Origin of the sequence: Caballeronia sp. INML2 (genome assembly GCF_023631365.1) — a bacterium.
Lineage (GTDB): Bacteria > Pseudomonadota > Gammaproteobacteria > Burkholderiales > Burkholderiaceae > Caballeronia > Caballeronia turbans.
In genome coordinates this window covers 20,336-38,018 of sequence record NZ_JALQDH010000017.1, presented here as the reverse complement: position 1 = coordinate 38,018, position 17,683 = coordinate 20,336, and the positions used below count along the sequence as shown (strand labels likewise).

18 protein-coding genes are annotated in these 17,683 nt (G+C 63.1%); 12 read left to right on the top strand and 6 right to left on the bottom strand.

Going from position 1 to position 17,683, the window contains the following annotated elements:
- Positions 1-187: 187 nt before the first annotated feature.
- From NCT32_RS06660 to NCT32_RS06605, 12 genes are all read left to right on the top strand, one after another.
- Positions 188-562: an Mth938-like domain-containing protein gene (locus NCT32_RS06660; protein WP_061117616.1), complete on the top strand. Its 375-nt coding sequence runs from the start codon at positions 188-190 to the stop codon at positions 560-562.
- Between the two features lie 365 nt (positions 563-927).
- Positions 928-2,601, top strand: a complete 1,674-nt coding sequence (locus NCT32_RS06655) for a glycosyltransferase family 39 protein (RefSeq protein ID WP_061117399.1) — start codon at positions 928-930, stop codon at positions 2,599-2,601.
- Between the two features lie 97 nt (positions 2,602-2,698).
- A complete protein-coding gene (locus NCT32_RS06650; protein ID WP_061117400.1) occupies positions 2,699-3,070 on the top strand; it encodes an SMR family transporter in 372 nt (123 codons plus the stop codon).
- Between the two features lie 76 nt (positions 3,071-3,146).
- Positions 3,147-4,316 (top strand): DegT/DnrJ/EryC1/StrS aminotransferase family protein, encoded by a 1,170-nt coding sequence (locus NCT32_RS06645; RefSeq protein WP_061117401.1) that lies wholly within the window; start codon positions 3,147-3,149, stop codon positions 4,314-4,316.
- Positions 4,317-4,350: 34 nt separating this feature from the next.
- Positions 4,351-5,388 (top strand): glycosyltransferase, encoded by a 1,038-nt coding sequence (locus NCT32_RS06640; RefSeq protein WP_061117617.1) that lies wholly within the window; start codon positions 4,351-4,353, stop codon positions 5,386-5,388.
- Positions 5,385-6,371, top strand: coding sequence for a formyltransferase (locus NCT32_RS06635; RefSeq protein WP_061117402.1), 987 nt, complete (start codon positions 5,385-5,387; stop codon positions 6,369-6,371). Before NCT32_RS06640 ends, NCT32_RS06635 begins: the two co-directional genes overlap by 4 nt.
- The gene (locus NCT32_RS06630) at positions 6,368-7,414 is read left to right on the top strand and encodes a bifunctional UDP-4-keto-pentose/UDP-xylose synthase (protein WP_061117403.1); all 1,047 of its coding nucleotides are present in this window, start codon (positions 6,368-6,370) and stop codon (positions 7,412-7,414) included. Before NCT32_RS06635 ends, NCT32_RS06630 begins: the two co-directional genes overlap by 4 nt.
- A 9-nt stretch (positions 7,415-7,423) precedes the next feature.
- On the top strand, positions 7,424-8,320 hold the full coding sequence (locus NCT32_RS06625; RefSeq protein ID WP_061117404.1) for a polysaccharide deacetylase family protein: 897 nt from the start codon (positions 7,424-7,426) through the stop codon (positions 8,318-8,320).
- Positions 8,321-8,403: 83 nt separating this feature from the next.
- Positions 8,404-8,865, top strand: a complete 462-nt coding sequence (locus NCT32_RS06620; protein ID WP_061117405.1) for a peroxiredoxin — start codon at positions 8,404-8,406, stop codon at positions 8,863-8,865.
- Between the two features lie 397 nt (positions 8,866-9,262).
- A complete protein-coding gene (locus NCT32_RS06615; RefSeq protein WP_061117406.1) occupies positions 9,263-11,131 on the top strand; it encodes a PhoH family protein in 1,869 nt (622 codons plus the stop codon).
- Between the two features lie 193 nt (positions 11,132-11,324).
- Complete coding sequence (locus tag NCT32_RS06610; protein WP_061117407.1) at positions 11,325-12,287, top strand: C40 family peptidase; 963 nt, start codon at positions 11,325-11,327, stop codon at positions 12,285-12,287.
- A 58-nt stretch (positions 12,288-12,345) separates the two neighbouring features.
- A complete protein-coding gene (locus NCT32_RS06605) occupies positions 12,346-13,152 on the top strand; it encodes an SDR family oxidoreductase (protein ID WP_061117408.1) in 807 nt (268 codons plus the stop codon).
- 49 nt (positions 13,153-13,201) lie between these two features.
- Here the strand turns inward: NCT32_RS06605 and NCT32_RS06600 are convergent, their stop codons facing one another.
- The 6 genes from NCT32_RS06600 to priB form a co-directional block, all read right to left on the bottom strand.
- On the bottom strand, positions 13,202-14,212 hold the full coding sequence (locus NCT32_RS06600) for an inorganic phosphate transporter (protein WP_061117409.1): 1,011 nt from the start codon (positions 14,210-14,212) through the stop codon (positions 13,202-13,204).
- Between the two features lie 112 nt (positions 14,213-14,324).
- The gene (locus NCT32_RS06595) at positions 14,325-14,951 is read right to left on the bottom strand and encodes a DUF47 domain-containing protein (protein ID WP_061117410.1); all 627 of its coding nucleotides are present in this window, start codon (positions 14,949-14,951) and stop codon (positions 14,325-14,327) included.
- Between the two features lie 139 nt (positions 14,952-15,090).
- Positions 15,091-16,479, bottom strand: coding sequence for a replicative DNA helicase (locus NCT32_RS06590; protein WP_008349838.1), 1,389 nt, complete (start codon positions 16,477-16,479; stop codon positions 15,091-15,093).
- Between the two features lie 117 nt (positions 16,480-16,596).
- Positions 16,597-17,052, bottom strand: a complete 456-nt coding sequence (gene rplI / locus NCT32_RS06585; protein ID WP_061117411.1) for a 50S ribosomal protein L9 — start codon at positions 17,050-17,052, stop codon at positions 16,597-16,599.
- Positions 17,053-17,080: 28 nt separating this feature from the next.
- Positions 17,081-17,356 (bottom strand): 30S ribosomal protein S18, encoded by a 276-nt coding sequence (gene rpsR / locus NCT32_RS06580; protein WP_007000150.1) that lies wholly within the window; start codon positions 17,354-17,356, stop codon positions 17,081-17,083.
- Positions 17,357-17,358: 2 nt separating this feature from the next.
- Positions 17,359-17,658 carry a primosomal replication protein N gene (gene priB, locus NCT32_RS06575; protein ID WP_061117412.1) on the bottom strand — a complete coding sequence of 100 codons (300 nt, stop codon included), beginning with the start codon at positions 17,656-17,658 and terminating at the stop codon, positions 17,359-17,361.
- Positions 17,659-17,683 lie beyond the last annotated feature (25 nt).

Here is a 17,683-nt window from a genome sequence, read left to right as displayed (position 1 = left end):
ACGCGAGTGCAACGGACGGCGCTCGAGCGAGCCCGGCAGCCGAAAAGTTATAATTTACTGATTATGGCTCAGTTCCGCAATGCACCAAAGGAACGCGCAGGCCGATGCGCCAAAAGGCGCGCGCGGGCAGCTTCCAACGTTGCGGCACACGCTGGGCCGTCAACCTTTCTCTTGCCGGATCATCGTTTTGAAACTGCACCAGGAATCCAACAACGCGCTCAACACCATCACGAGCTACGGAGACGGTTTCGTGGCGATCAATCTCGAAAGGCACGAAGGCAGCGTGATCGTCATGCCCGAGACGCCCGTCGCGGCGTGGCCGGTGTCGTCATTTGAAGCGCTCACGCCCGGCGATTTCGATGCACTCGTCGAAGCGGCGCCCGAAGTCGTCATCTTCGGCAGCGGGTCGCGGCTACGCTTTTTGCATCCGCGGCTTACGGCGCAACTGGCGAAGCACCGCATCGGCGTCGAAACCATGGACTTCGGCGCGGCGTGCCGCACCTACAACATTCTGATGTCCGAAGGCCGGCGCGTGGCCGCGGCGCTTCTGATCGAAGCCTGAGGAAGGCCTAAGGAAACGCTAAGGAAGTAGTGCCAGACTTCCGCCGCCCGTCCGACATCGGCCGTGCGCCCGTGGCTGACACGTATCGAATTTAACGAATGCCGGCCGGCCGTGCGCTACACTCCCGCCCGGCGTTTGTCTTTGCCGACGCGCGGGCGGGGCCCGAAATCAATCGGTGGGCATTCGGCGGAGTCGCTTCGGCACGGCTATCGGGGCGCGCACCGGACGGCGCGTGCCGGAACTCGCGAACTCACAGCGAAAATGCGTGCCTGAGCATGCGCGTACTGCATTCTCGCGCAGCTCCATTCATCGCCCATTTTCGTTTCACTAGCGCCGCTCATTGCGGCATCGGACAGGTCGACTTCATGAACGATACGCCTTCCCGGCTACCGCTCACGCGTCTTTCGCTCATCCTTCTCGTACTCGCGCTTGCGTTCATCTGGTTCGCGCCGCTTGGTTATCGTCACCTCGTGCCGAGCGATGAAGGCCGCTACGCCGAAATGGCACGCGAGATGTTCGTGACCGGCGACTGGATCACGCCGCGCTACAACGGCTACAAATACTTCGAGAAGCCGCCGCTGCAGACCTGGGCGAACGCGCTCTCCTTCGCCTGGTTCGGCATCGGTGAATGGCAGGCGCGGCTCTACACGGCCCTCACGGGATTCGCGGGCGTGCTGCTCATCGGTTACACGGGCACGCGCGTGTTCAACGCGATGACGGGCTTCGCCGCCGCGGTCATCCTGGCGACTTGTCCGTACTGGAACCTGATGGGCCACTTCAACACGCTCGACATGGGCCTGTCGTTCTGGATGCAGCTGACGCTCTGCGCGTTGCTGCTCGCCCAGCGCCCCGGCCTGCCGACGCGCGAAGTGCGCCTGTGGATGTGGCTCTGCTGGGCCGCAATGGGCGCGGCCGTGCTGTCGAAAGGACTGGTCGGCCTGATCCTGCCGGGCGCGGTTCTCGTCCTCTACTCCCTCGTTTCGCGGGACTGGGCGCTCTGGAGGCGGCTCTATATCGGCAGCGGGTTAATCGTGTTCCTGATTGTGACCGGACCCTGGTTCGCGCTCGTCCAGATGAACAATCCGGAATTCTTCAATTTCTTTTTCATCGTCCAGCAGTTCAAGCGCTATCTGACGCCCGAGCAGAACCGCCCGGGTGCGTTCTACTATTTCGTGCCCGTACTGCTCGTCGGGTTTCTGCCGTGGCTGTCGATCACCTTTCAGAGTGTGCGCCACGGCCTGAAGACGCCGCGCCAGCCGAACGGCTTCGCGCCGGTCACGATGCTCCTCGTCTGGACGGCGTTCATCTTCCTGTTTTTCAGCGCGTCGCACTCCAAGCTCGTTTCTTACGTGTTGCCGGTCGCGCCCGCCATCGCGCTTGTGATCGGGCTCTATTTGCCCTCGCTGACGAAGGCTCGGTACCGCATGCACCTTATCGGCTACGCGGTGTTTCTCATCGCGGCGGCGTTCGGCGCGATCTTCATCGGCCGCGCGGGCAGCGCCAACACGCCGAACGCGCTCTATCGCGCGTTCCAGATCTGGGTCTACGCGGGAATCGCCGTCGCGTTCGTCGTGACGGTGTTCGCGATCTGGCTGAACCGGCGCAGCGTGCTCGCGGGCGCGGCGGGACTGGGTGCAGCGTGGCTGCTGCTCGGCACGATCGCAGGCTCCGGACACGACGTCTTCGGCACGCAGAGTTCGGGTGTAACACTGGTGCCCGCCGTGAAGGCCGCGATGGCGAAGTTGCCGCCCGACACGCCGTTCTATTCGATCGCGAAGCTCGATCACACGATGCCCTTCTACCTCGGCCACACGATGATCATGGTCGCAGAGGCCGACGAGTTGACCTTCGGCACGCAGACCGAGCCGCAGAAATGGGTGCCGAGCATCGACGAGTGGATCAAAGTGTGGGATTCGAAGCGCTACGCGCTCGCGCTGATGCCGCCGTCCCGTTACGAAGAACTCACGGCGCGCCACGTACCGATGCAGCTGATCGCGAGCGACCAGCGCCGTGTGATCGTCGAAAAGCCGCAGCCGTGAGCCGCGTCTTCCATTTGAGCGGCAATGTTGCGCCGCACGATCGTTCGGCATTGGCCGACGAACCGAGTATCCTTGTTCCGAATTTGAAAAACGCGCGATGAACCCGATTTCCTTTATTTGCATCGTCATCGGCGTATCGTTGAACGCGTGCGCCCAGCTTCTGCTCAAAGCCGGCGTGAATGCGGTGGGCCATTTCGACATGACGCCCGCCAACATTTTGCCGGTCGGCTTAAAGATTGCGACGCAGTGGCCCATCATCGGCGGGCTCGCGTGCTATGTGCTGAGCGTCGTCGTGTGGATCGTAGGCCTGTCGCGCGTGGACGTATCGATCGCCTATCCGATGCTTTCGCTCGGCTATGTCGTCAATGCGTTCGCCGCGTGGTACCTGTTCGGCGAAGTGCTGTCGATGCAGCGGCTCCTCGGCATCGGCATCATTCTGATTGGCGTCGTGGTGCTGGCGCGCGGCTAGTTCGCCGAATCTCGTCGGCTAGTTCGCCGAATCGAAGCGTCGGCCGGATCAATTCATTTTTTAAACGCATAGTCCAATGACTCAAACAACGCGGCCGTTTTTGCCTTTCGTGAAACCGGAGATCGACGAGGAAACCATTCAGGGCGTGATCGACGTGCTGCGCTCGGGCTGGATCACGACCGGACCGCAAAACCAGCAGTTCGAAGCCGAACTGTCGGCGTACGTCGGCGGCCGCCCGGTGCGGGCGTTCAACTCGGGCACCTGCACGATGGAGATCGGCTTGCGCATCGCCGGCGTCGGCCCGGGCGACGAAGTCATCACCACGCCGATGACCTGGGTGTCGACCGCGAACGTGATCCTCGAAGTGGGCGCGACGCCGGTGTTCGTCGATATCGATCCGGTCACGCGCAACATCGACCTGAACCTGCTGGAGCGCGCGATCACGCCGCGCACGAAGGCGATCATGCCGGTCTATCTGGCGGGCCTGCCCGTCGACATGGACAGGCTTTACGACATCGCGCGCGCCCACAAGCTGCGCGTCATCGAGGACGCCGCCCAGGCGTTCGGCTCGAGCTGGCGCGGCAAGCGCATCGGCGCGATCGGCGACATCGTGTCGTTCAGCTTCCACGCGAACAAGAACGTGACGTCGATCGAAGGCGGCGCGCTCGTGCTCAACAATGAGGACGAAGCAGAACTGGCGCGCAAATATCGCCTGCAGGGCATCACGCGCACGGGATTCGACGGCATGGACTGCGACGTGCTCGGCGGCAAGTACAACCTGACGGATGTGGCCGCGCGCGTCGGGCTCGGCCAGTTGCGGCAGATCGAGCGGTTCACCGAAAAGCGTCGCGAACTCGCGCGCGCGTACTTCGACGCATTCGAAGGCGGGGCAGCGGTCAGGCTCGGCGCCGGCTTGCCCACGCCGAATTTCACCGACAGCAACTGGCACATGTTTCAGATCGCGCTGCCGCTCGAGAGGCTCAGGCTCACGCGCGCGGAGTTCATGAGTGAAATGAAGGAGCGCGGCATCGGCACGGGGCTGCACTACCCGGCGCTGCATCTTTTCACGCTGTATCGCGCGCGCGGCTTCAAGGAAGGCATGTTTCCTCATGCGGAGCGCTACGGCGCGTCGACGGTCACGCTGCCGCTCTTCACGCTGATGAGCACGGACGATGTCGAACACGTCGTGAAATCGGTCGACGAGATTTTCGAGCAGTTCGGCGGCGACCAGAAAGAGAATGGATAACTTACAGCGGGCAACCAAGGACAATCAGCGCAACATGAGTCATCTGGATTTTCCGGCGACGTCCCCCGAACTTTCGGTGATCATCCCGGTGTACAACGAGGAAGACGGCCTCGCCGCCCTGTTTCAGCGCCTGTATCCGGCGCTCGACGCGCTCGGCACGTCGTACGAGGTGATCTTCATCAATGACGGCAGCCGCGACAAATCGGCTGCGTTGCTCGCGCAGCAGTTCCGCGAGCGGCCCGACACCACGCGCGTCATTCTGCTCAACGGCAATTACGGCCAGCACATGGCGATTCTCGCGGGCTTCGAACAGTCGCGTGGCGAGATCGTCGTCACGCTCGATGCCGACCTGCAGAATCCGCCCGAGGAAATCGCCAAGCTCGTCGAGAAAATGCGCGAGGGTTACGACTACGTCGGCACCATTCGTCAGCAGCGGCAAGACAGCCTGTGGCGCAAGAAGGCGTCGCGCGCGATGAACCGCCTGCGGGAGCGCATCACGAAGATTCGCATGACCGACCAGGGCTGCATGCTGCGCGCGTACAGCCGCCATATCATCGATACGATCAACCGCTGCGGCGAGATCAACACGTTCATTCCCGCGCTCGCGTACACGTTCGCGCAGAATCCCATCGAAGTCGATGTCGCGCATGAAGAGCGCTTCGCGGGCGAGTCGAAGTATTCGCTCTACAGTCTCATCCGCCTGAACTTCGATCTCGTCACCGGATTTTCGGTGGTGCCGCTGCAATGGCTGTCGTTCATCGGCGTGATTCTGTCGGTGGGCTCGGCGGGCCTCTTCCTGCTGCTGTTGATTCGCCGCTTCATGTTCGGCGCGGAAGTCCAGGGTGTGTTCACCCTCTTCGCCATCACGTTCTTCATGCTCGGCGTGATCATCTTCGCGCTCGGACTTCTCGGGGAGTACATCGGGCGCATCTATCAGCAGGTGCGCGCGCGGCCTCGCTATCTCGTCCAGACGATCCTCGAAGAGCGCGACGGCCTGCCTTCCGCGATCAAGCCGCTTCAGGAATCCGTACAGCACGTGGCCGTCGTCACGCGTGAGGAAGACGGCCGATGAAGCCGCGCGCAGTCGTCTTCGCCTATCACAACGTCGGCGTGCGCTGTCTGCAGGTGCTGCTCGCGCGCGGCGTCGATGTCGCGCTCGTCGTCACGCACGAGGACAGCGCGAGTGAAAACATCTGGTTCGGCAGCGTCGCGCAAGTTGCGGCCGAACACGGCATCGACACGATCACACCCGCAGATCCGAAGGCGCCCGAACTCTACGACGCGCTGCAAAAGATCGCGCCGGACTTCATCTTCTCGTTCTACTACCGTCATATGCTGCCGGTCTCGCTGCTCTCGCTCGCGCGGCGCGGCGCGTACAACATGCATGGCTCGCTTTTGCCCAAGTATCGCGGCCGGGTGCCGACGAACTGGGCGGTGCTCAACGGCGAGACCGAGACGGGCGCGACGCTGCATGAAATGGCGGAGAAGCCCGACGCGGGCGCGATCCTCGCGCAGACGCCGGTGCCGATTCTCCCCGACGACACCGCGGCGCTCGTCTTCGACAAGACCGTCGTCGCCGCCGAGCAGACGCTCTGGCGCGTGCTGCCCGCGCTCCTGGCGGGCGAAGCTGCGCATCTGCCGAACGATCTCGCGGCGGGCAGCTATTACGGCGGGCGCAAGCCGGAAGATGGCCGCATCGACTGGTCGCTGCCCGCCCAGCGTGTCTACAACCTGATCCGCGCGGTTGCTCCGCCCTATCCGGGCGCATTCACGGATATCGGCGCGGACCGTTTCATCGTCGCGCGGGCGCGGCTCGTGCCTGAAACCGGCGCGCCCGGATTTTCCTCCGAAAGACTCGGTGAGTTGCGGGGTTTGCCCCCGGGCCTAAGGGTGGCGGATAATGCGCTGTTCGGCGTCTGCGGCGATGGCCGCGTCATCGCCATCCACGAATTGCGCCATCGGACGCTCGACGCCGATTCGCAACCCGTGGACGAAGAGCGCCCCGTCGATCCCGCCGAATTCGGCCGCATCATTCAATCCTCTCGTCATTCATGAAAAAAGTTCTGATCCTGGGTGTCAATGGCTTCATCGGCCACCACCTGTCCAAGCGCATCCTCGAAACCACCGACTGGGAAGTCTTCGGGATGGACATGCAAACCGATCGCCTGGGCGAGCTCGCGAATCACGAGCGGATGCATTTCTTCGAAGGCGACATCACGATCAACAAGGAGTGGGTCGAGTATCACGTGAAGAAGTGCGACGTGATCCTGCCGCTCGTCGCGATCGCAACGCCCGCGACTTACGTGAAGCAGCCGCTGCGCGTGTTCGAGCTCGACTTCGAAGCGAATCTGCCGATCGTCCGTTCGGCCGTGAAGTACGGCAAGCATCTCGTGTTTCCGTCGACCTCCGAGGTCTACGGCATGTGCGCGGACGAGCAGTTCGATCCGGAAAACTCGATGCTCTCCTACGGCCCCATCAACAAGCCGCGCTGGATCTATGCGTGCTCGAAGCAGTTGATGGACCGCGTGATCTGGGGCTACGGCATGGAAGGGCTGAACTTCACCCTCTTCCGTCCGTTCAACTGGATCGGCCCGGGTCTCGACTCGATCTACACGCCGAAGGAAGGTTCGTCGCGCGTCGTGACGCAGTTCCTCGGCCATATCGTGCGCGGCGAGAACATCAGCCTCGTCGACGGCGGCGCACAGAAGCGCGCGTTCACCGACATCGACGACGGCATCGGCGCGCTGATGAAGATCATCGAGAACAAGGACGGCGTGGCCTCGGGCAAGATCTATAACATCGGCAATCCGACGAACAACTTCTCGGTGCGCGAACTGGCGCACAAGATGCTCACGCTCGCAAACGAGTTCCCCGAATACTCGGAGACCGCGAAGAAGGTGCAGCTCGTCGAGACCTCGTCGGGTGCGTACTACGGCAACGGCTATCAGGACGTGCAGAACCGCGTGCCCAAGATCGACAACACGATGCAGGAGCTCGATTGGGCGCCGCAAGCCACCATGGACGACGCGCTGCGCAAGATCTTCGAAGCGTATCGCGGTCACGTGGGCGAGGCCCGCAAGCTCGTCGAGCAGTCGTAAGGAAGAAGCGTGGCGCGCATCGTTCTCAAGATCGACGTCGATACGCTGCGCGGCACGCGCGAAGGCGTACCCAACCTCGGGCGCCTGCTCGACAAGTACAGCGCTCGCGCGACGTTCCTGTTCAGCCTCGGCCCCGATCATACGGGCTGGGCGCTGCGCCGGGTCTTCCGGCCGGGCTTCCTCAAGAAGGTTTCGCGCACTTCGGTGGTCGAGCATTACGGCGTGAAGACGCTCATGTACGGCGTGCTGTTGCCGGGGCCGGACATCGGCCGCGAAGCGGTATCGGAGATGCGCGCGATTCACGAGGCCGGCTTCGAATGCGGCATCCATACGTGGGATCACGTGTACTGGCAGGACAACGTGCGTGGACGCGACCGCGAATGGACCGTCGCGCAGATGCAGCAGAGCCATGCGCGCTTCATCGAGATCTTCGGCGGGCCGCCCGTCACCCACGGCGCGGCCGGCTGGCAAATGAACGGCTATGCGTTCGAGCAGATCGACGCGTGGGGCATGCGCTATGCGTCCGACGGGCGCGGCCACTCGCCGTACATTCCCGTGCTGGACGGCCGCACGCTGAATCACATCCAGATGCCCACCACGCTTCCGACGCTCGACGAAGTGCTCGGTGCCGACGGCGTCGACGAAAGCAACGTTGCGTCGCACGTGTTGCGCCATACGGCCGACAATCCGCACGATCAGGTATTCACCCTGCACGCCGAGCTCGAAGGCCAGAAGCTCGCGCCCGTGTTCGAGCAACTGCTCGCCGGCTGGCGCGCGCAGGGACACAGCTTCGCCACGATGGGTGATTACCATGCGGCGCTGGACCGTGCGTCGCTGCCCACGTACCCTGTGACGTGGGGCGAGATTCCGGGCCGCGCGGGCGAGCTGATCGTTCAGCCGGGCTGAGGCGGCGCGTGGCCGATTACGGCCTGCCTCGCGAGCTTCGTCCTATTTCTCACCTTCAAACCAGAACTACCGGAGAAACCTACGTGTCAGTCGCAGTCGACCAGCCCGTTCCCGACTTCACCGCCCCCGCGACGGGTGGCGAGTTCACCCTGTCGTCCCTGCGTGGGAAGAAGGTCGTGCTCTTCTTTTACCCGAAGGACAACACCCCGGGCTGCACGACCGAAAGCCTGCAGTTTCGCGACCACTACGACCAGTTCAAGGCGGCAGGTGCGGAAGTGATCGGCATCTCGCGCGACAGCGTGAAATCGCACGACAACTTCAAGGCCAAGCTGGAGCTGCCTTACACGCTGGTTTCCGACGGCGACGAAGCCATCTGCTCGGCCTTCGATGTCATCAAAATGAAGAAAATGTATGGCAAGGAAGTGCGCGGCGTCGAGCGTTCGACCTTCCTCATCGACGGGAATGGCGTACTCCGCCGCGAGTTCCGCGGCGTCAAGGTGCCAGGCCACGTAGAGGCGATTGTGGAGGCTGTACAAGCGATTTGAGGCACGTTATATTGGTTCGCAATGAGCGCCTGTCCTCCCCATTCCCTCTGCCTTAGCGCGAGCCGCCGTGTGCCTGCCGGTACGGTCGGCATGGACCCGGGCTACGTGGAGTCGGCAAGGCAAAGGCGCTCTGAAGCAGAAGTCAGCCGCTGGTTCCGGTAGTCGGAACGGCGGCTTTTTCATTTGGCGCCGCACAAAAGCCAGGTTCATCGGCTCATGCGCGACGCCTTGCACGCGACCTCCAAGGAGCAGATCGAAACTTAGGCGAACCGGCGATTTCGACAACGAAGCGCGCCACCGGGCGCAAACTGCTGGATGCGTATCGCTTCGAGGGCGTACGAGCAGGATGCGACAGGCGGCGCACGATACACGACCCGATTCCTTTCGAGGGAACACTATGCCTTTGCCTACCGCCCCGGCCAAGCTCGGCCACCTCCTTCCGGCTGAGGAATACAAGGCCAAAGCCCGGCCTTCGAAGCAGTCGAAGAAACAAGCCGCGGCGAGCGATGACGACGCCTACGGCGCGGTCGAAACCGTCGCGGCTGAGCGTCCCGCCGCTACGAACGCCGCGCACACGCTGCGCTCGATCGCAAGCGACGTGCTGACCCAGATTCCGGCCGAACCGCATATGGAAGCGGTCGTGCCGCCGCCCGCGCCGGGCACCGTGCCGACGCGCGGCCGAAAATCGAAACAGACCGCGGCGCTCCTGCAGGCGGCGCCGGGCGCGCGCGCCACGCCGGAACCCGTCGAAGCCCGCACCGGGCGCGCCGAAACCCCTGTGGCGCCCGAGGCATCGGCCCCGGCCGTGGCAAGAGACACGCGCACGCAGAACAAGCGCCGCAAGGGCACGGCAACCGAAGACGAGTTGCGCAAGCTATTCGTGCTCGACACCAACGTGCTGATGCACGATCCGAGCTCGCTCTTCCGCTTCGAGGAACACGACGTCTATCTGCCGATGATGACGTTGGAAGAACTCGACAATCACAAGAAGGGCATGTCGGAAGTCGCGCGCAACGCCCGTCAGGTGAGCCGCACGCTCGATGCGCTCGTCGCGCACGCGGGCGACGCCGGCAAGATGGCGGAAGGTTTGCCGTTGGCCGCGCAAGGCAACCGCGACGCGCTCGGCCGCCTTTACTTCCAGACGACGCTCACTGACATCGAGCCGGTGGAAGGCTTGCCTGTCGGCAAGGCGGACAATCAGATTCTCGGCGTCGTGCGCGCGCTGCAAAAAGAGCGGCCGGATCGTCAGGTCGTGCTGGTGTCGAAAGACATCAACATGCGCATCAAGGCGCACGCGCTCGGGCTGCCCGCCGAGGACTATTTCAACGACCAGGTTCTCGAGGACAAGGACCTGCTCTACTCGGGCGTGCGCGCGCTGCCGCAGGACTTCTGGACCAAACACGCCAAGGGCATGGAAAGCTGGCAGGACACCAAGACCGGCACGACCTATTACCGCGTGACCGGGCCGCTGTGCCCGTCGATGCTCGTCAACGAGTTCGTCTATCTGGAGCCGCAGAACGGCGAGCCGTCGTTTCACGCGGTCGTGCGCGAGCTGAACGGCAAGACCGCGCTCCTGCAGACGCTGCGCGATTACGGTCATCACAAGAACAACGTGTGGGGCATCACGGCGCGCAATCGCGAGCAAAACTTCGCGCTCAACCTGTTGATGAACCCGGAAGTCGATTTCGTCACGCTGCTTGGCCAGGCGGGCACCGGCAAGACGCTGATGGCGCTCGCCGCGGGCCTCGCTCAAGTGCTCGACGACAAGCGCTACAACGAGATCATCGTGACGCGCGCGACGGTTCCGGTCGGCGAGGATATAGGCTTCCTGCCGGGGACCGAGGAAGAGAAGATGCAGCCGTGGATGGGCGCATTCGACGACAACCTCGAAGTCCTGCAGAAGACCGACGACGCCGCCGGCGAATGGGGCCGCGCCGCAACGCAGGAACTCATCCGTTCGCGACTGAAGGTGAAGAGCATGAACTTCATGCGCGGGCGCACGTTCGTCGACAAGTACGTGATCATCGACGAGGCGCAGAACCTGACGCCTAAGCAGATGAAAACACTCGTCACGCGTGCGGGCCCTGGCACGAAGATCATCTGCCTCGGCAACATCGCGCAGATCGACACGCCGTACCTGACCGAAGGCAGTTCAGGGCTTACGTATGTCGTCGATCGCTTCAAGGGGTGGACGCACAGCGGGCACGTGACGCTCGCGCGCGGCGAGCGTTCGCGTCTTGCGGATTACGCCTCCGATATTCTCTAAGCAGCGCGTGCGCGTACCCGGCGGCCCGGTGGAGGAATCCCCCGGGCCGTTTCCTTTTGTCTGAACGTTCCCCGGCTGCAACACTTACGGCACGAACTTCATGTAAATCCTGAAGACATCTTGTCGCAGATCCGTTCGGCGGGCTAGTATCGGCACAGTGCCCTTCCTGGCGAGATTTCGCTCGCCTATAGCAATGCGTCGAATCTGGTTCCTGCTTTCCGTCTCCGTACTGCTTGCCGCGTGTGGAACCGCGCCGCAGCAGACCTCGCGCAGGCCCGCCGCCGGCACGACCGCCGGCACCACCGCCAACCGCACCTTCCAGACGCCGCCCGGCTTTCCGAACTTCGTCGATCACAGCGTCGGGCGCGAGGAAATTTCCATTCAGGCGATGTCGCTCGTCGGCGTGCCGTACCGTTGGGGCGGCAATACACCCGACGCCGGTTTCGATTGCAGCGGACTCGTGCGTTATGTCGTCGACCGTGCGGCGTCGGTCAATCTGCCGCGTACGACCGCCGACATGAGTTCGCGAGGCGAATCGGTCGAACCGGACGAGATCGCGCCGGGCGATCTGATCTTCTTCAACACGACCGGGCGGCCGCATTCGCACGTGGGCATATACGTCGGCAAGCTGCGCTTCGTGAATGCGCCATCGACGGGCGGCACCGTGCGGCTCGACTATCTGACGAACCCCTATTGGGCGAAGCGCTTTGACGGCATCCGGCGCGTCGCGCCGCCGAAGGCCGCACCCACGCCGTTCGACGCGCCGACTTATCTGGCTTCGCCCGCGCCGGCTCCTGCCTATCCGCGGCAAACGCCACCTCCTCCGACAAACCCCGACGCCTTCGAACCGCCGCCCTCCACGCTCACCGCCGCGCAACGACAATCGCAGGCCGCGGGCGCGACCGCGCCTCAGACCGCCGCCGTCGTCAACGCGTCGCCCGATCCGATCCAGGCAGCCGCCGATGCCTTCGAGCCGCCGCCCCCCAGCTCGCGCGCCGCAGTTCAACAGGCGCGCGCCGCTCAGACCGCCGCCAAGTCCGACGATGCCGCCGAACCGCCCGTACGCGTGATACGCGCCTCGACTGGTTCGATCGCCGCGCCCCGCCCCGCGCAAAGCGACGATCCCATCGCCCGTTTCGCCACCGGCACGAACTGACGCGCGCCACGCGTCTCTGCTATCGTGTTCCGATCATTCGTCGACGGAGCGCAACACCATGGACCTGGGACTCGCGGGCAAGGTCGTCCTGATCACGGGCGGCAGCAAGGGAATCGGATTTGCATGCGCTAAAGCGTTCGCGAGCGAAGGCGCGAAAGTCGCGATCGTCTCGCGCGATGCCGCGAATCTCGCCCGCGCCCGCGAGCAACTGGCGAGCGCGGGTTATCACGTCCATCTCGCGCGCGCCGATCTGCACGAAGCACACAGCGCCGAGGATGTGGTCGAGGAAGCGAGCGCCGCGCTCGGGCCGATCGATATTCTTATCAACAGCGCCGGCGCCGCCCGGCGCTACGATCCCGACACCCTCGATGCCGCGGCTTACAAAGCGGCCATGGACGCCAAGTACTTCTCCTACGTCTATCCGCAGCAGGTCGTGCTGAAGCGCATGGCCGAACGCCTGCGCAACGATCCCGGCGCCGAGCCTGGCGCGATCGTCAATATCGTCGGGATGGGCGGGAAGATCGCAACGGACATCCACATCGCGGGCGGCGCGGCCAATGCGGCGCTGATGCTCAATACCGTCGGCCTCGCTCATCATTATGCGAAGCTCGGCATTCGCATCAACGCGATCAATCCGGGCGCGACGCTCACCGAGCGCGTCGAGGAAGCGCTGGATCTGGAAGCGAAACGGCAAGGCGTCACGCGCGATCAGGTGCTCGCCGAAAGCCAGGCGAAAGTGCCCCTCGGGCGCTACGCGAAACCGGAGGAAATCGCCGACGTCGCGCTCTTTCTGGCGAGCCGCCGCGCGAGTTACGTGTCGGGCGCGATCATTCCGATGGACGGAGTGTCGTCGCCGATCATTTGATGCGCTCGGGCCGCGCGACGGTTCGGGGACCCGAGACGGGACACGACGCTTACAAGAAGCGGTGGCCGACCCACCAGCCCGCTGCGGCGAGCGCGGCGGAGGCGGGAATCGTCAGAATCCAGGCCCACACGATGTTGCCCGCGACGCCCCAGCGCACCGCGCTGAACTTCTGCGTCGCGCCCACGCCGACGATCGCGCCGGTGATCGTATGCGTCGTCGAAACTGGAATGCCGAGGAACGACGCGACGAAAAGCGTGATCGCCCCGCCCGTCTCCGCGCAGAATCCGCCGACCGGCTTCAACTTCGTGATTTTCTGGCCCATCGTGCGCACGATCCGCCAGCCGCCGAAGAGCGTCCCGAGACCCATCGACAGATAGCACAGGCCGATCACCCAGACCGGCGGCGCATCGGAGGCCGCCGACGCGTAGCCGGTCGCGATCAGCAGCATCCAGATGATGCCGATCGTCTTTTGCGCGTCGTTGCCGCCGTGGCCGAGCGAATACAGGCCTGCCGAGACAAGCTGCATGCGCCGGAAACGCCGGTCGACCTTCGAAGGCGGTGTGCGGAAATACAGCCACGACACGAGCAGCATGAAGAACGAGCCGAGCACGAAGCCGAGCAGCGGCGAGATGAAAATGAACGCGACCGTTTTCAGCAGCCCGTCCCAGTTGAGCGATCCCCAGCCCGACTTCGCGAGCGCGGCGCCGACGAGACCGCCGATGAGCGCGTGCGACGAGCTCGACGGAATGCCGTAGTGCCACGTGACGATATTCCAGCCGATCGCGCCGACGAGCGCGCCAAAGATCACGTAGTGATCGACGATCTCGGGATCGATGGTGCCTTTGCCGACGGTCGCCGCGACCTTCAGGTGAAAGATGAAATATGCAATGACGTTGAACGCAGCGGCGAATGCGACCGCCTGCTGTGGCTTGAGCACGCCGGTCGAAACGACCGTCGCAATGGAATTGGCGGCGTCGTGAAAGCCGTTCATGAAGTCGAACGCGAGCGCGACTATGACGAGCAAGGCGACTGCCCAGATGGCGAGTTGAATCGAATGCATCAGTTGGTGTTGTTTTGACCGGTCTTGAAATGCGCTGCCGGTTTGTCGTCCCGGTTTTTTCGTGTCCCGCCGCGCGCGGGCCCGCCGCGCGCCGGGGGCTTGGACGGCTTGGTCAGGCGTTTTCCAGCACGATGCCTTCGATGATGTTCGCGACGTCTTCGCACTTGTCGGTAATCGTCTCGAGCAGCTCGTAAATCGCCTTCAGCTTGATGAGCGTCTTCACGTCGTCTTCCTCGCGGAAGAGCTTCGACATCGCCGAGCGCAGCACGCGGTCGGCATCGGACTCCAGACGGTCGATTTCCTCGCAGATCTTCAGGATTTCGCTCGCGCGCTTCATGTCGGCCAGCAATTCGACGGCCTGCTGCACGCGTATGACCGTGCCGGTGCAGATATGCGCGAGCTGGCTGGCTTCCGACGTCACGGCGCGCACGTCGTACAGCGAAATGGCCGTCGCGACGTCCTCCATCAGATCGAGGATGTCGTCCATCGTCGTGATGAGCTTGTGGATTTCGTCGCGGTCGAGCGGCGTGATGAACGTCTTGTGCAGCAGGTCGATGGTCTCGTGCGTGAGCTTGTCGGCACGCTTTTCGTTCGCCTGGACGTTCTGCTTGTGGACCTCGGCATCGTCGAGGTTATCGATCAGCAGTTCGAGCTCGCGGCTTGCATCGACCATGCACTTCGCGTGCGCATTGAAGATCTCGAAGAATTTGCCCTCGGTGGGCATGAAACGACCAAACATGAAATTCCCGCTAAATGGGTCAGTGTTGACACAACATCAAACTGTCATATTGTACCTGTGCGTGTTATCCGACGCACCGCGCGTTCATGACGCGCGGCGGTGGTTGTCGGCAGGGATTGACAGTGATGCGATTCGGGGCTTATTCCCCGCCGTAGAAATTCTGCGCACCAGCGAAGTTGTCGAACTTCGTGTATTGGCCGTGGAACGTCAGGCGTACCGGCCCGATCGGACCGTTACGCTGCTTGCCGATGATGATCTCGGCGGTGCCCTTGTCAGGGCTGTCGGGGTTGTAGACTTCGTCGCGATAAATGAAGAGGATCACGTCCGCGTCCTGTTCGATAGCGCCGGATTCGCGCAAATCCGACATGATCGGGCGTTTGTTCGGACGTTGTTCGAGGCCGCGATTCAACTGCGACAGCGCGATCACCGGCACGTCGAGCTCCTTCGCGAGACTCTTGAGCGAGCGCGAGATTTCGGAGATTTCAGTCGCGCGGTTTTCGCCGCCGCCCGAGCCCGACATCAGTTGAAGGTAGTCGACGATGATCAGGCCGAGCTTGCCGCATTGGCGGGACAGACGCCGCGCGCGCGAGCGCAGTTCCATCGGATTGAGGCCGCCGGTTTCGTCGATGAAAAGCTGCGCCTCGCTCATTTTCTGCACCGCGTGCGTGAGCTTCGGCCAATCCTCATCCGTGAGACGGCCCGTGCGCATGCGGTGCTGATCCAGCCGGCCGACCGAACCCAGCATACGCATCGTCAGTTGCGTGCCCGGCATTTCCATCGAGAACACTGCGACGGGCAAGCCGTACTCCACCGCTACGTATTCGCCGATGTTCATGGAGAACGCCGTCTTGCCCATCGACGGGCGTCCCGCCACGATGATCAGCTCGCCGCCATGCATGCCAGAGGTCATGCGGTCGAGATCGACGAAGCCGGTCGGCGTGCCGGTCACATCACTCGGATTGGCCGTGTGGTACAGCGTGTCGATGCGCTCGACGACCTGCGTGAGCAGCGGCCCGATTTCCAGGAAGCCCTGCGTGCCGCGCGCCCCTTCTTCGGCGATCGAGAACACGCGCGCTTCGGCTTCGTCGAGAATCTGACGAACTTCCTTGCCTTGCGGATTGAAGGCGTCGGCGGAGATTTCATCCGCGACCGACACGAGACGGCGCAGCACGGCACGGTCGCGCACGATCTCCGCGTAGCGGCGGATATTCGCGGCGCTGGGCGTGTTCTGCGCGAGCGCGTTCAGATACGCGAGCCCGCCTACTTCCTCGGCCTTACCGGCCATCGTGAGCGCTTCGTAGACGGTGATCACGTCCGCCGGGCGCGTCGACGCGATCAGCTTGCCGATGTGCTCATAAATGATGCGATGGTCGTAGCGATAAAAATCGCCCTGGTGCATGACATCGGCGATGCGGTCCCATGCGGCGTTGTCCAGCAGCAGGCCGCCAATCACGGATTGCTCGGCTTCGATCGAATGCGGCGGGACCTTCAGCGCGTCGAGTTGCGGGTCTTTGGACGGAGCGTTCATGGGGTGGAATTATCGATGAAATACAGCCGGCGATACTATTGTCAGGCGAAAAAAAACGGAGCCGTCGAGGCTCCGTTTTCCTGTGCTGCTCGCGAGGCGCGGGGCCTCGCTTGAAACTTACGCGTGCTCGCCGAGCACCGACACGGTGACGTCGACCAGCACGTCCGTGTGCAGCGCCACTTGAACCGAATGGTCGCCGACCATCTTGAGCGGGCCTTGCGGCAGACGCACTTGCGCCTTTTCCACTTCGGCGAAGCCTTGCGACTTGAGTGCTTCAGCGATGTCCGCGTTCGTGACCGAACCGAACAGACGGCCGTCCACGCCCGCCTTTTGCGAGATCTGAACCGTGAAACCGTTCAGCTTTTCGCCTTGCTTTTGCGCGGCAGTCAGCTTCTCGGCGGCGACCTTTTCGAGCTCGGCGCGGCGAACTTCGAATTCGGCGATCGCGTCCTTCGTTGCGCGGCGTGCCTTCTTGCCGGGGATCAGGAAGTTACGTGCGTAGCCGTCCTTGACCTTGACGATATCGCCCAGGTTGCCCAGGTTGACGACCTTTTCCAAAAGAATGATTTGCATTTTTGGCTTTCCTTAGTGCGTCGTCTGATTAGGCCTTGTGCAGGTCGGTGTACGGCAGGAGCGCGAGGAAACGCGCGCGCTTGATCGCCGTGTCGAGCTGGCGCTGGTAGTGCGCCTTCGTGCCAGTCAGACGAGCCGGCGTGATCTTGCCGTTTTCGCCGATGAAGTCCTTCAGCGTTTCCGTGTCCTTGTAGTCGATGTACTCGACACCGGCTGCCGTGAAACGGCAAAACTTCTTGCGCTTGAAGAGCGGGTTTTGTTGCTGACGACGCTTGTCGAATTTCTTACCAGTCGGGCGGGGCATGATTAGTCCTTTCCAATGTCCTGCAATTCTGTGATGTGAAACACCAGGGTTCGCGCGTTACGGCTCTTTTTGGCCAGGAATCCGGTGAAGCGTGCTTCGACGCCCATCGGATAGTTTTCCAGCCTGCCGCTCGCCTCTCCAGCCGCAACCGCCTGCAGTGTCAGCTCGATCTTTCGGGCGATGCCTGCTTCGACGACTTCTGCCGCGTGTTGCAACGTGCAGCTTGCGATCGGGATGCCGGCGGGCGTGTACCGCACCGGTTCGCGCTCCACGACGCTTGCTGTCAGTTGCAGCCGGTTCACGAGATAGCTTCTGTTCCCTGGTGGC

Excerpts from the sequence above, each read along its gene's own strand:
- NCT32_RS06595 (WP_061117410.1), bottom strand. The coding sequence starts at position 14,951 with ATGTTTGGTCGTTTCATGCCCACCGAGGGCAAATTCTTCGAGATCTTC.
- NCT32_RS06645 (WP_061117401.1), top strand. The coding sequence starts at position 3,147 with ATGACTCAAACAACGCGGCCGTTTTTGCCTTTCGTGAAACCGGAGATC.
- NCT32_RS06655 (WP_061117399.1), top strand. The coding sequence starts at position 928 with ATGAACGATACGCCTTCCCGGCTACCGCTCACGCGTCTTTCGCTCATC.
- NCT32_RS06605 (WP_061117408.1), top strand. The coding sequence starts at position 12,346 with ATGGACCTGGGACTCGCGGGCAAGGTCGTCCTGATCACGGGCGGCAGC.
- rplI (WP_061117411.1), bottom strand. The coding sequence starts at position 17,052 with ATGCAAATCATTCTTTTGGAAAAGGTCGTCAACCTGGGCAACCTGGGC.
- NCT32_RS06635 (WP_061117402.1), top strand. The coding sequence starts at position 5,385 with ATGAAGCCGCGCGCAGTCGTCTTCGCCTATCACAACGTCGGCGTGCGC.
- NCT32_RS06600 (WP_061117409.1), bottom strand. The coding sequence starts at position 14,212 with ATGCATTCGATTCAACTCGCCATCTGGGCAGTCGCCTTGCTCGTCATA.
- NCT32_RS06615 (WP_061117406.1), top strand. The coding sequence starts at position 9,263 with ATGCCTTTGCCTACCGCCCCGGCCAAGCTCGGCCACCTCCTTCCGGCT.
- NCT32_RS06630 (WP_061117403.1), top strand. The coding sequence starts at position 6,368 with ATGAAAAAAGTTCTGATCCTGGGTGTCAATGGCTTCATCGGCCACCAC.
- NCT32_RS06640 (WP_061117617.1), top strand. The coding sequence starts at position 4,351 with ATGAGTCATCTGGATTTTCCGGCGACGTCCCCCGAACTTTCGGTGATC.
- rpsR (WP_007000150.1), bottom strand. The coding sequence starts at position 17,356 with ATGCCCCGCCCGACTGGTAAGAAATTCGACAAGCGTCGTCAGCAACAA.
- NCT32_RS06590 (WP_008349838.1), bottom strand. The coding sequence starts at position 16,479 with ATGAACGCTCCGTCCAAAGACCCGCAACTCGACGCGCTGAAGGTCCCG.
- NCT32_RS06610 (WP_061117407.1), top strand. The coding sequence starts at position 11,325 with ATGCGTCGAATCTGGTTCCTGCTTTCCGTCTCCGTACTGCTTGCCGCG.
- NCT32_RS06650 (WP_061117400.1), top strand. The coding sequence starts at position 2,699 with ATGAACCCGATTTCCTTTATTTGCATCGTCATCGGCGTATCGTTGAAC.